Consider the following 12,379-nt stretch of genomic DNA (forward strand, 5'->3'; position numbering starts at 1 on the left):
GCTGGACCGGAGCCGGCTGATGCCGGCAAATCGGGGAAACACCGGCGACCGCCACCTCTGGTCGCCGCCGCCCCTGCCAGACCAACTTGAGCATCCTTGCTTGAGCTTCCATGAGCCGTGCGCCCACGGTGAGCCCCAGGAGACAACGACGTGTCCACTGAAACGATCATTCCCGCCGATTCCACCTCCCCGGCTGAGCCAGTAGCCGTGCTCAGCGACGAGGAAATCTTCGCATCCCACGAGGGCGGCAAGCTGTCGATTTCCAGCACCGTCCCGCTTGCCAGCAAGCGCGACCTCTCCATCGCCTACACGCCCGGTGTCGCCCAGGTCAGCCGCGCCATCCACGCCAACCCGGAGCTCGCCAAGACGCTCACGTGGGCCCAGCGCCTCGTGGTGGTGGTCAGCGACGGCACGGCCGTGCTGGGGCTGGGCAACATTGGCGCCAGCGCCTCGCTGCCCGTGATGGAGGGCAAGTCCGCGCTGTTCAAGGCCTTCGGCGAACTCGACTCCATCCCGCTGGTCCTCAACACCACCGACGTCGACGAAATCATCGAGACACTTGTCCGGCTGCGCCCCAGTTTCGGCGCCGTTAACCTTGAGGACATCGCCGCGCCCCGCTGCTTCGAACTAGAGGAGAAACTCATCGAGGCGCTGGACTGCCCGGTCATGCACGATGACCAGCACGGCACCGCCGTCGTCGTCCTCGCCGCCCTGACCAACGCCGCCAAGGTGACCGGCCGGACCCTCGATAGCCTGCGTGTGGTGGTCTCCGGCGCCGGGGCCGCCGGGATCGCGGTCGCCGAAATCCTGCTGACGGCCGGAATCGGCGACGTCGTCCTCCTGGACTCCCGCGGCACCATCAACAAGGACCGCGCGGACATCGCCGCCGATCCGGCCAGCAAGAAGGCCCAGCTCGCCGCCCGCAGCAACCCTCGTGGCGTGACAGGCGGCCCGGGGGAGGCGCTGCTCGGCGCCGACGTGTTCGTCGGGGTCTCCTCTTCGAAGCTGGACGAGGAGCACCTCAAGCTGATGAACCACAGCTCGATCGTGTTCGCCCTGTCGAACCCGGACCCGGAAGTCCTGCCGGAGGTCGCGAGCAAGTACGCGGCCGTCGTCGCCACCGGACGCAGCGACTTCCCGAACCAGATCAACAATGTCCTGGCCTTCCCCGGCATCTTCCGCGGCGCCCTCGACGCCGGCGCCCGCCGGATCACGCCGGCCATGAAGCTCGCCGCGGCCCGGGCCATCGCGGAACTGGCCGAGGACGACCTTTCCGCGGACTACATCGTGCCCAGCCCGCTGGATCCGCGCGTGGCCCCGGCCGTCTCCGCCGCAGTCGCCGCGGCGGTGGCCGCCGAGTAGCAGGACCGCGTCAGAAGGCATCCGACACCGGACGACGACGGCGGCGCTTCCCTGAGGGGGGAGCGCCGCCGCTGTCGTTCGGGGAGCCGTCCGGAAGTTAGGCGCCGGCATTCCGGGCCCGGGGCCGTCAACGGCAGCCCCGGGCCCGGCCATAGACTGGGGCCATGAACCCCGAGATTGTCGTGACAGTGCTTTGCGGCCTCGCCATCGTGGTGGGCGTTGCCGGGACGATCATTCCCGTTCTGCCCGGCAGCATCCTGATCGGGGCGAGCCTGCTTGCCTGGGCATTGTGGGGCGGCGCCGGGACCACCGGTTGGGTGGTCTTCGGGATCGGGATGCTTTTCGTTCTGGCCGGCCTGGCCGCGAGCACCGTCCTTACCGGCCGGAAGCTCAAGCAGCACAGCATCCCGAGCCGTTCCGTGGTGGTGGGCCTCGTGCTGGGCGTGGCCGGCATGTTCGTCATCCCCGTGGTGGGGCTCTTTGTGGGCTTCGCCGCTGGGCTCCTGCTCAGCGAGCTGCAGCGCACCCGCGTGTTCGGCACCGCAGTGGCCTCGAGCTGGGCCGCGCTGAAGGCCACGGGCCTGGGCATGATCGTGGAATTCGGCCTCGCGTGCCTCGCCGCGAGCACCTGGGTGATCGGCCTCTGGGTGGCCTCGGCGGCCTAGCAGCGGCCTGCCGGAGCCTACTACCATGGGGGAATGAGCGCCGGACTTGGCGAATCCGCCCCCCAAATTCCTGACGGCCGCATTCCCGCTGGCCAGCTTGCTGACGGCGAAAATCCCGACGGCCAGCGCAGGCCGTACACGGACACCCGCGACCTGACGCCCTTCCGCAAGGTAGTGGTCCGGACACCCGTCCGCGGCCTGGCCGGCACCGTGGGCGGCGCGGTGGCCGGACTCATGGCGGGCCGGGCACCCGGGACGCTGGCCGCCGAAGGCGGGGTGCCCCGGCTGGGCAGGGTAGGGGGCCGGACCTCGGCCAAGAGGATGAAAGCCGTGCACTCCGCCGTCTTCGGAAGCACCGATCCTGACCGCCTGATAACCCTGGCCCGCTCCTACCCCGGCTGGGCGGGGGTGTGCTACCTCATGGCCGGGCTGCTGGCGTACGCCCACGGCGGGCACCTGCGCGCGTCCGAACTCCTGCAGCACGGCCTGAGACTGCGGAACGACGAGGACGCCAACCGCTACGCCGGCGAATACCTGGCCGGCGTGGTCACCAGGGTGGAGGTGGCCGAGCGGATTGAGGTTCCGGTGCTCTTCTCCGAGGAGGCCGTGTTCCTGGCGCTGTCCCATTCCCTGCGCGAGACCGGCCAGACGGAGGCGGCGCTGGCGGCGCTGGCCGGCCTGCCGCCGTCGTTGCCGCTCGCCCTGGCGCGCTGTTCGCTGGAGGCCGAGCTGGGACGCGACGTCGACGTGGTGGCAGAGACCGAGGGCCTGCTGAACGCGGACGATCTGTCCGCGGCGCTGCTGCTGGTGCGTGCCCGGTCGCTGCGCAGGCTCGGCGCCTACACCGCTTCCCGTTCGGCCCTGCAGGAAGTCCTGCGGCGCAGGAAGACTGACTTCACCCTCCGCAGCGACGCGCTGACGGACACCGCCCTGCTCCTCCTCGAGGCGGGCCGCAAGACCCTCGGCGGCCGGGACTGGCAGCGCCACAAACCGGCACAGCTGGAGGCCGTGAAAGCCATCCGCAAAGACGCCGAAATGCACGAACTCTGGGACCGCGAATACGGGCGCGCTGACGACGACTGACGGGCTTCCACGCCCGATCGCGGCCAAATCCACGTATCCACTACTCTTGCGGGCCCCTGGGGCGGGGAGTACAAACGAGGCATGAGAGATGCGGTGGAGCGCTGGATGCAGCACTACATCACAGCGTGGACGACGAACGATCCGGAGGACATCCGGGCGCTGTTTACCGAGGACGCCATCTATGCGACCAGCCCCCAGGAAGCCGAACCGTGGCAGGGCCGGGACGATATCGTGGAGCACTGGCTTGCCGGGCGTGATGAGCCGGATGACTGGATGTTTGAATGGAAGCTGCTGGGGGTCGACGGCGGCCGGGCGTTTGTGCAGGGCCTGACGACGTACCGCGGCAACAGCCGGAGCTATGACAACTTGTGGGTCATCCAACTGACCGCGGACGGCCGCGCGTCGTCCTTCACCGAGTGGTACATGCAGCGCAAGTAGCCCCAGGGCGGATTCGCGTCCTCACCCGTGCGTCATGGCTGCGCTGACGGCGGGCACGATCTGCTCGGCGAGCAGCAAGGCGCCCAGGGCCAGCATGATGATCCCGCTGGCCAGCGTCACTTGGCGCGCTGCGCCCGGCCTGGCCTGCAGCAGTTTCCGCGCCAGGAGTGCCACACAGCTGTAGATGACGCCCACGAGCAGGATGAAGGTCAGCCCGAGCAGACCCGACTGGACCGGAACCGGCCACGCGGCGTCAGGGCTGACGAACTGCGGCACCAGGGCCACGAAGAACAGCAGGCCCTTGGGGTTGATCCCGCTGATGCCCATGCCCTGGAGGAAGACCCGGAACTGGCTCGCGGGTGTGGCGGCACCGGGAGCAGCGGTACCGGTGCTGAAGCTGGCCCCGCGCCAGGACCGCAGGGTGCTGAAGCCCAGCCACAGCAGGTAGAGGGCGCCCGCCGCGGTCAGCCAGCCCAGCACGCCGGGCATCCCGGCGAGCAGTGCCGCCAGGCCCAGCACCAACAACGCCGTGTGGAGGGCGTAGCCCCCGCAGAGACCGGCGACGGCGGGCGCGAAGCTGCGCTGCCGGAGCCCGGCCGCGATCGAATAGGCCCAGTCGACGCCGGGGGTGCACGCCAGGGCGACGGCGACAACCAGGAAGGCGAGGAAAAGCTGGGGGTTCATGGCGGGCTCCAGGAGTGCGGCACCCCGTGGCGGGTACAAGAAAAACTCTAGGCAAATTCGGCCGGGAAGTGCTCGCTTATTTACTGAAGAATCACCGCAATTGGGTAAGATAATTGCGTGATTGACGCCATTGACAGAAGTATCTTGCGTTACCTCAAATCGGACGGCCGGATGACTGCCACGGCCCTGGCGGCCAAGGTGGGGTTGACCGTGGCTCCGTGCCATCGCCGGCTGCGGGATCTGGAGGCCGCCGGGATCATTCGGGGCTACCGGGCGGACATTGATCCAGCCGCGGTGGGGCTCGGTTTCGAGGCGATCGTGTTCGTGACCCTGCGCCAGGTGGACCGTTCCACCATGGAGATCTTCGAGAGCCGGGTGGCCGGCAATCCCAACATCGTCGAGGCCCAGCGGCTCTTCGGGTCGCCGGACTACCTGCTCAAGGTCATCGCGGAGGACCTGCCCTCCTACCAGCGTTTCTACGACAGTGAACTGACCTCGCTGCCCGGCGTCGAGCGACTGACGTCAACGCTGGTCATGAAGAACCTGAAGGCCAACGCCGGGCCGCCGGTCTAGACGCGGCCGCCTGCTCAGGCGCCGAGCAGTCCCGTGGTCCGGTAGGGAATGACCTCGCGCAGGAACATGCTCGTTGAGGTCCGGACGATTCCGGGACACAGCCGGATTTCCTCTGACACGCGGTAGAGATCGTCCGGGCTCTTGGCCACCACCCGGATCAGGAGATCGGTGTCGCCGGCCGGGGCGTGGCATTCGAGCACCTCAGGGATGTTGCGCAGGGCGGCGATTGCCTCGTTGAGGTGGCTCTGGTCCAGTTCCGCGCTGACCGCGGCCGCCACGCCGCGGCCCAGGGCGGACGGCAGCACCCGGCTGCTGTTCGGCCGGAGCGCGCCCGACGCCGACATCCGTTCCAGGCGGGACTGGACGGTGCCGCGGGCCAGGCCCAGCTTCTGCGCCAGCACCATGACCGGCACGCGGGGATCTTCGTCCAGCGCGGCGAGGATCCGCCGGTCCGTCGCGTCGAGCTCCTGCAAAATGACCACTTCCTGTTCGCGGTCCGGGCTGTGGTTGATCAGATTGACTACTCTGGGGCCGGTCCGTTGCACCAACTGTAGGGCTTCTGCTCAAATGGTGACAACAAGGGGACGAGGCCACCGCCACGATCCCGAAGGCTACGGACATCCCGGCACACCACCCGGACCCCGGACGAGGCTCCCGCAAGGAACCAGCCGCTGACTGACTCTTGTTCACGCATCGTCATTCCGCACAACGCACTCGCGGCAAGAGCCCCTGAGCCACCGACGCCGGATTTCCCGAAGTCATCGGTAGCTGAGGGGCTCTTGTGCTGCTCCGCATAGGCTTATCCCATGACCTCAGCTGGCCGCTTCGCCCCCAGTCCCTCCGGCGAACTGCATGTCGGCAACCTCCGGACGGCCATCCTGGCGTGGCTGTTCGCCCGGTCCACGGGGCGGCGGTTCCTGCTGCGGGTGGAGGACCTGGACCGTGCCCGGGCCGGCGCCGAGGCCGAGCAACTCCGCGACCTGGCGGCGATCGGCGTGAACTGGGACGGCGGCGTCGTGCGCCAGACGGAGCGTGAGCACCTGTATGACGGGGCGATCGCGGAGCTGACGGCGGCCGGCATGACCTATGAGTGCTTCTGTACCCGCCGCGAAATCCAGGAGGCCCCCTCGGCACCGCACGCTCCGCTGGGCGCCTACCCGGGAACGTGCCGGAACCTCAGCGGCGCCGAGCGCGAGGCCAAGCGGGCCGCCCGGCCGCCGGCTGTCCGGCTCCGCTCCACCGTGGCCGAGGTGACGGTGCGGGACGTGCTCCACGGCAGTTACACCGGGGTGGTCGACGACTTCGTGCTCCGGCGCAACGACGGCGTGACCGCCTACAACCTGGCCGTGGTGGTGGACGACTCCGCGCAGGGCATCGACCAGGTGGTCCGCGGCGATGACCTGCTGCCGTCCACGCCGCGGCAGGCCTATTTGGCGTCGCTGCTCAATATGCCTGTTCCTGAATATGCGCATGTGCCGCTGGTACTGAACGCCGACGGCGCCCGGCTGGCCAAGCGTGACGGCGCCGTCACGCTGGCCGACCTGGCGTTGGCCGGGGTGGGCGCGGACCAGGTCCGGGACACTTTGCTGGACTCCCTTGGCCTCCCGCCGGGCCGCCTCGACGAAGTCCTCGCCGCCTTCGACCCGGCGGCCCTGCCCCGCGAGCCCTGGGTGTGGCCCGGGGTACCGGGAGCGCACAAGGGGGCGCATCCGGGAACCGGCCTCCGGGCAGGGACGGACAGCCGCGGCGCGTAGGCTGGATTCATGACCGAGCCTGCACACCCTCAGCCCCGCTTCACCGTCGAGACAGCCAAGGTCCTGGCCGAGGTGGCCCACAACCGCCAGAAGGACAAGCTCAAGCGGCCATACCGGGAACATGTGCTCGCCGTCGGGGACTCCCTGGCGGACTTCGACGACGACATCCGGATCGCCGGGTACCTCCACGACATCGCGGAGGACACCCCGATGACGCGGCAGGCACTGCTGGACATGGGGGTCTCCGAGCGTGCCGCGGACATCATCGAACGGGTCACTAAGCGCCTGCATGAGAACCCGGACGACTACCAGGCCGGCATCCGGTACATCGCCGAGGACCACGACGCCACGCTCGTGAAGATTGCCGACAACGCGCACAATTCGCTGCCCGAACGGGTCAAGGCGCTGGCCGAGAAGTGGCCGGACAAGCCCCCGGTCACCCGCTACGACGATGCCCGCCCGGTGCTCTACGCCGCCGTTCCTGTCGAGGAAACCCGGAAAATCCTGGCCCGGATCAATCCCTGGCTGTTGAACGAACTCGACGACATGCTCGACGAGGCGGACGACACGGACTACGAGTTCCTCTCCTATGACGCCCCGGCAGCAGACGCGGCAACAGACGCCCCGGCAACGGCCGCTGCAGCAGACGCGGAAGCTGCGCCGGGCGATGCTCCGGCCGGCGACACCGGGTCCGCGCGGGACTGAGCATGCGCGCCTACGTCCTCACACGCTACGGCGGCCCGGACGCGATGAAACTCCGGGATGTTCCGGTTCCCCAGCCCGGCCCGGGTGACGTCCGGATCAAGGTCGCCGCGGCCGGGCTGAACCCGGTGGACTTCAAGTTCCGCCGGGGCGCGCTCCGGCCCATCAGCCATGTCCGCCTGCCGATCGTGGCCGGCTGCGAACTCGCCGGGACGGTGGATGCAATCGGACCCGGGCCCAACCGCTTTTCCATCGGCGACCGCGTCTACGCCCGGGTGGACAAGGCCAGGCTTGGAGCCTTCGCCGAGCTGGTGTGCGTGCAGCAGGAATTGGTGGCCGCCATGCCGGCGTCGCTCGGATTCGCCGAGGCCGCAGGACTGCCGCTGGGCGGGCTCACGGCGTTGCAGGCCCTCCGCGATGAACTTGCCGTGGGCCGCGGCACCCGGCTCTTCATTTCCGGCGGCGCCGGCGGGGTGGGAACACTCGCCATCCAGCTCGCCAAGTATCTCGGCGCCCAGGTCACCACCACGGCATCGGCCCGCGGCGAGGCGCTGGTGCGCCGGCTGGGGGCGGACGCCGTCATCGACTACAACCGGGAGGACTTCTCCGCGGTACTGCATGATTTCGATGCGGTCCTGGACCTGGTCGGCGGCGTGACCCTCAGGGATTCCTTCCGCATTCTTAAGTCCGGCGGCAGGGTGGTATCCATCGCCGGCGTTCCCGAGCCGCTCACCGCGACGAAAGACCTGGGCTCGCCGCCGATGATCACGGCCGCTTTCTGGCTGATGAGCATGGGCATCCGCCGCCGCGCCCGGAAGGCGAAGGCCAGCTACCGTTACCTGTTCATGCACCCCAGCGGGGATGATTTGCGCACCCTGGCGGCCCTCGTCGACGCCGGCCACGTGCAGCCGGTCATGGACCGCACCTACCCGTTCGCGGACATTGGGGGAGCCTTCGCCGCGCTCGAACAGGGCCACGCCAAGGGCAAGATCGTCGTCACCCTCTAGCGGCTCCCGGCTGCCGGGCCCGCCACAGCAGGCCGATGTACACCAGGTCAAAGACGCTGCAGAGCGCCCCCACGCCCAGGATCAGGGGCGAGTTGCCGTACCAGCCCAGCGCAATCGTGGGCGCGAGGGTGCCGACCCATTTGGCTACGGCGATCAGCAGGGTCTGGCCGCGGGTGCCGCCCCGGGCGGCGAACATGGCGATGAACAACCCGGACATCAGCAGGTTCTGCAGGAACGCCGCGTAGCGGGCCGCGTCGTCCCAGCCGAACTGGACGACAAACAGCAGCTGGACCGCGAAGGACGTCACGCCCAGCAGGAGCGCCCAGCCGATGAACAGCCGCCGCGTCACCCAGCCCGGCTGCTCGGAGCGGCCGAACTTCAGGAAGGTGTACACAATCACGACGTCGGCCAGTCCCCACGCGATATTGAAGACACCCTGGGCGGTGATTCCCGTCGCGATGGAGCGCATGGCGTAGATGGCCTCCCAGGCGAAATTCAGGGCCAGCGCGGCGGCCGGGATCGCGTAGCTCCGGTCCTTGAAGCCGATCCGGATGGCATCGACGTAGACCACGGTCCAGGCCAGGCCGCTCACAATTGTGAGAAACAGGATCACGCTGCCTCCACTAGGCAATGACGGCTCGGCAATGACTGCAACGCGGGGTCACTTGGCGCCCATGCAGAGCCCCAACATGGGCCGCAACTGACCCCGCGTTGCTTCCCCTACACCCGGCCTAGGTCGTCGATGTCCTCCAGGAACTGCTGGTGCACTTCGGCGCTGACCGTGGTCCGGGTGTCGGCGATCGCGTCGAGGTAGTCCTGGGTGGCCGGACCCTTCCGGACGGCTTCGCGGACTGAGGCGCTGCCGCCGGACGCCGCGCCGCCGTCGTCGTACACCGCCTTTTCCAGCGCCCGCTGGGAGGCGCTGCGGGCCGCGTACTCAATGTCCGCGGGGGAGAACCCCTCGGTGCGGTCCACCAGCAGCTCGACGTCGACGTCGTCCACCACGGTGGCAGGGATGAAGCGCTGCCACATGGCCTCGCGGGCCTGGCGGTCCGGCAGGCCGATCGGGATGACGTAGTCGAAGCGGCCGTGCCGCAGGAATGCGGAGTCCAGGGCGCGGATGAAGTTGGTGGCGCAGACCAGCAGCCGGCCGGGCTGTTCGCGGAAGGCCGGGATGATCTTGAGCAGTTCGTTGGTGACGCCCTGCAGGGGCGACGGCGGTTCGCCGGAGCGCTGGGAGGCGATCTCCTCCACCTCATCGATGAACACGACCGCGTGCTCGAGTTCGGCGATCTCCAGGAAGGTCTCGCGCAGCGCCCCGGCCAGCCCCTTGGGGTCTGAGGCCAGCCGGGAGGGGAATACCTCCACGAACGGCCACTCCAGCCTGGAGGCGATGGCCTTGGCGAAGGTCGTCTTGCCCGTACCGGGCGGGCCGAAGAGGACCACCGCCCGGGGCGGCACCACCCCGTATTCGTCGGCGAGGTCGGCCTCGGCGAGGGGAAGGACCAGCCGGCGTTCCAGCAGTTCCTTCTCGTTGCGCATGCCCGCCACGTTTTCCCAGAGGTCGCGGGCCAGGATCCGGCCACCGAGCTGGCTGAGCGGCTCGAGTTCCTGGCGCTGGACCGGGATTTTCCGCTCGAAGTAGCGCAGGTTCTTCTTCAGGGCGAAGCCGCGGCTCAGGAAGGCCTCCACCCGGGTTTCGGATTCGGGCATCAGGGCCGAGAGCTTGTTGAGCCCGTGCGGGGCCATCCGGTTCTCGACTGAGGCCAGCAGCGAGGTGCCGATGCCGCGGCCCCGGTAATCGGGCAGGGTGGCCAGGAATACGATCCAGCCCTGGTCGTGGGCGGCGCGTCCGACGGCGGCGCCCACCACCTGCTCGCCCTGCACCGCGACGACGGCGTGGTCCTTTTCGCAGGAGGCGAGCACCTCGGAGAGGGCGTAGACCGGCTCGACGTTGGTGGCCTTGAGGGATTCCCAGAGGTGCAGGATCCCGTCAAGATCGGCCGAATGGAAATCCCTGATCCGCCAATTGGTCATGAGCTGTCTCCCGGGTGGTTCGTCGCTGAGCCATGTTGAGTCTGTCCGCTGAGCATATGCGAACCACGTGCAGGAGAGGTTGCGGGGACGTTGCGTTACGCGGACCCGGACTGCCGGGATGTTACTCCGAATCCCCGCCGGTCCCACGCACGGGTCGGTTGGCCACGAGCGGATACGGGCCGGTGAACCCGTCGCGGACGGCGGCGATCTCCAGGATGCGGTGCCGGCAGAGGCGCCAGCCGAGCATCAGCAACGGGATGATGACCGCGAGGGAGGCGATGGTCCACGTTCCGACTGGCGAGTCGAAGGCCATGAGGACCAGCACCGCCAGGAGGAAGGCCAGGGTGATCCAGCCCGTGACGGGTGCGCCCGGCATACGGAACGCGGGCCGGAGCAGTTCTCCGCGGGCTGCGAGCCGGGCGAGCTGCATCTGGCACAGGACGATCATGGCCCAGGTGCTGATGATGCCGAGCGATGCGACGTTCAGGACGATCTCGAAGGCCTCGGCCGGGACCACGGCGTTCAGGATCACGCCCAGGACAGCCACTGCGGCAGTGAGGGCGATGCCGCCGTAGGGGACACCGGACTTATTCATCCGGCCGGCGAATTTCGGCGCGGAACCGGAAATGGACATCGAGCGCATGATCCGGCCGGTGGAGTAAAGGCCTGCGTTGAGCGAGGACAGCGCCGCGGTAAGGACCACGAGGTTCATGATGGCGTCCACGCCGTCGACCCCGATGGAGCCGAAGAATGTCACGAAGGGGCTTTCGCCGGCCTTGTAGGAGCTGTAGGGCAGCAGCAGGGAGAGCAGCACGAGCGAGCCGACGTAAAACACAGCGATGCGCACGATCACCGTGTTGATGGCCCGCGGCATGATCTTTTCGGGGTTTTCGGTCTCGCCGGCGGCGGTGCCGATCAGTTCGATCGAGGCGTAGGCGAACACGACGCCCTGCATCACCACGATGGCCGGCAGCAGGCCATTGGGGAACATGCCGCCGTTGTCAGCGATGAGGCTGAAGCCGACCTCCTGCCCGGCCACGGGCGTGCCGAAGATGACGAAGTAGATGCCGACGAGCAGGAAGGACACGAGCGCCACGACCTTGATGAGCGCGAACCAGAATTCCAGCTCGCCGAACACCTTGACGCTGATCAGGTTCAGGCCCAGGACCAGGATCAGGGCCGCCAGCGCCCAGGTCCACTGCGGCACGTCCGCGATGGGCGCCCAGTATTTCTTGAAGAAGTTCATGTACAGCGCGACGGCGGTGATGTCCACGATCGCGGTCATGGCCCAGTTCAGCCAGTACAGCCAGCCGGTGACGAACGCGGCCTTCTCGCCGAAGAATTCGCGGGCGTAGGACACGAACGAGCCGGACGAGGGCCGGTGCATCACGAGTTCGCCGAGCGCGCGCAGGATCATGAAGGCGAAGAACCCGCAGACGGCATAGCTGATGATCAGGGCCGGACCGGCGGTGGCGAGCCGGCCGCCGGCGCCCATGAACAGGCCGGTGCCGATGGCGCCGCCGATCGCGATCATCTGGACCTGCCGGGGTTTCAGGCCTTTGTGGTAGCCCTGGTCCTCGGCGTGGAGCGCAGCCCCCGAGGCGTGGGCATGCGCCGGAATGGTGTGGTCGGTGACGGCGGATTGTGGCTGGGTCTGCTGTTGAGCGGGCAGTTTTTGGGCGCGGGCAGTGTCAGGAGAAGTCATGGGGGTCCTTCGGGGTTCGGAGGGGCGCTACTTGCTCAGGTTGGCCAGGCGGTGCGGGCTGAGGAGCTCGGTGAGCTGCTCGTCGGTGAGCAGGCCGTGTTCGAGGACTAGTTCCGCGACGCCCTTGCCGGTGGCGAGGGCTTCCTGGGCGATGGCCGTGGCTGTGGCGTAGCCCAGTTGCGGGTTCAGGGCGGTGACGAGGCCGATGGATTGTTCCACGGTGAGGCGAAGGTGTTCGGTGTTGGCGGTGATGCCCCGGACGCAGCGGGCCGTGAGGGTGCGGCACGCGGCTTCGAGGTGGGAGATGCTCTTGTGGAGGCTGTGGACGATGATGGGTTCGAAGGCGTTGAGCTGGAGCTGGCCGGCCTC

General features: G+C 68.4%; 13 protein-coding genes and 1 pseudogene. 8 read left to right on the forward strand and 6 right to left on the reverse strand.

Annotation, left to right across the window (positions count from 1 at the left end; translation table 11 throughout):
- Positions 1-168: 168 nt before the first annotated feature.
- The 4 genes from AC1DDH_RS19210 (at position 169) to AC1DDH_RS19225 (ending at position 3,548) form a co-directional block, all read left to right on the forward strand.
- Complete coding sequence (locus AC1DDH_RS19210) at positions 169-1,362, forward strand: NAD(P)-dependent malic enzyme (protein ID WP_374208206.1); 1,194 nt, start codon at positions 169-171, stop codon at positions 1,360-1,362.
- Between the two features lie 164 nt (positions 1,363-1,526).
- On the forward strand, positions 1,527-2,027 hold the full coding sequence (locus AC1DDH_RS19215; RefSeq protein WP_230007333.1) for a DUF456 domain-containing protein: 501 nt from the start codon (positions 1,527-1,529) through the stop codon (positions 2,025-2,027).
- Between the two features lie 33 nt (positions 2,028-2,060).
- The gene (locus AC1DDH_RS19220; protein ID WP_476932237.1) at positions 2,061-3,110 is read left to right on the forward strand and encodes a hypothetical protein; all 1,050 of its coding nucleotides are present in this window, start codon (positions 2,061-2,063) and stop codon (positions 3,108-3,110) included.
- An 81-nt stretch (positions 3,111-3,191) separates the two neighbouring features.
- Positions 3,192-3,548 (forward strand): nuclear transport factor 2 family protein, encoded by a 357-nt coding sequence (locus tag AC1DDH_RS19225; RefSeq protein WP_028277562.1) that lies wholly within the window; start codon positions 3,192-3,194, stop codon positions 3,546-3,548.
- Between the two features lie 21 nt (positions 3,549-3,569).
- Here the strand turns inward: AC1DDH_RS19225 and AC1DDH_RS19230 are convergent, their stop codons facing one another.
- Positions 3,570-4,232 carry a LysE family translocator gene (locus AC1DDH_RS19230; RefSeq protein ID WP_230007336.1) on the reverse strand — a complete coding sequence of 221 codons (663 nt, stop codon included), beginning with the start codon at positions 4,230-4,232 and terminating at the stop codon, positions 3,570-3,572.
- Positions 4,233-4,349: 117 nt separating this feature from the next.
- On the opposite strand from AC1DDH_RS19230, the gene AC1DDH_RS19235 reads away from it, so the two are divergent.
- Positions 4,350-4,805, forward strand: a complete 456-nt coding sequence (locus AC1DDH_RS19235) for an Lrp/AsnC family transcriptional regulator (protein WP_079555658.1) — start codon at positions 4,350-4,352, stop codon at positions 4,803-4,805.
- A gap of 14 nt (positions 4,806-4,819) precedes the next feature.
- Here the strand turns inward: AC1DDH_RS19235 and AC1DDH_RS19240 are convergent, their stop codons facing one another.
- Positions 4,820-5,278 (reverse strand): Lrp/AsnC family transcriptional regulator, encoded by a 459-nt coding sequence (locus AC1DDH_RS19240; protein ID WP_176803545.1) that lies wholly within the window; start codon positions 5,276-5,278, stop codon positions 4,820-4,822.
- A gap of 333 nt (positions 5,279-5,611) precedes the next feature.
- Between AC1DDH_RS19240 and gluQRS the strand changes: the two genes are divergently transcribed.
- Genes gluQRS through AC1DDH_RS19255 form a run of 3 tightly spaced genes read left to right on the forward strand, consistent with a single transcriptional unit; the run spans position 5,612 to position 8,268 of the window.
- Positions 5,612-6,559 (forward strand): tRNA glutamyl-Q(34) synthetase GluQRS, encoded by a 948-nt coding sequence (gluQRS, locus tag AC1DDH_RS19245; RefSeq protein ID WP_476947344.1) that lies wholly within the window; start codon positions 5,612-5,614, stop codon positions 6,557-6,559.
- Between the two features lie 9 nt (positions 6,560-6,568).
- On the forward strand, positions 6,569-7,264 hold the full coding sequence (locus tag AC1DDH_RS19250) for an HD domain-containing protein (protein ID WP_476859589.1): 696 nt from the start codon (positions 6,569-6,571) through the stop codon (positions 7,262-7,264).
- A 2-nt stretch (positions 7,265-7,266) separates the two neighbouring features.
- On the forward strand, positions 7,267-8,268 hold the full coding sequence (locus AC1DDH_RS19255; RefSeq protein ID WP_476956080.1) for an NADP-dependent oxidoreductase: 1,002 nt from the start codon (positions 7,267-7,269) through the stop codon (positions 8,266-8,268).
- Here AC1DDH_RS19255 and AC1DDH_RS19260 read toward each other — a convergent pair.
- From AC1DDH_RS19260 to aspA, 4 genes and pseudogenes are all read right to left on the reverse strand, one after another.
- Positions 8,258-8,881: a transmembrane-type terpene cyclase gene (locus AC1DDH_RS19260; protein ID WP_476956081.1), complete on the reverse strand. Its 624-nt coding sequence runs from the start codon at positions 8,879-8,881 to the stop codon at positions 8,258-8,260. The two genes, AC1DDH_RS19255 and AC1DDH_RS19260, sit on opposite strands and share 11 nt — an antisense overlap.
- 107 nt (positions 8,882-8,988) lie before the next feature.
- A complete protein-coding gene (locus tag AC1DDH_RS19265) occupies positions 8,989-10,305 on the reverse strand; it encodes an ATP-binding protein (RefSeq protein WP_230008091.1) in 1,317 nt (438 codons plus the stop codon).
- A 121-nt stretch (positions 10,306-10,426) separates the two neighbouring features.
- Positions 10,427-12,010 carry an amino acid permease gene (locus tag AC1DDH_RS19270; RefSeq protein WP_476857715.1) on the reverse strand — a complete coding sequence of 528 codons (1,584 nt, stop codon included), beginning with the start codon at positions 12,008-12,010 and terminating at the stop codon, positions 10,427-10,429.
- A gap of 27 nt (positions 12,011-12,037) precedes the next feature.
- A pseudogene (gene aspA / locus AC1DDH_RS19275) lies at positions 12,038-12,379 on the reverse strand (aspartate ammonia-lyase); the annotation flags it as partial.

The sequence above is a fragment of the Arthrobacter sp. 10T425 genome, assembly GCF_056393985.1.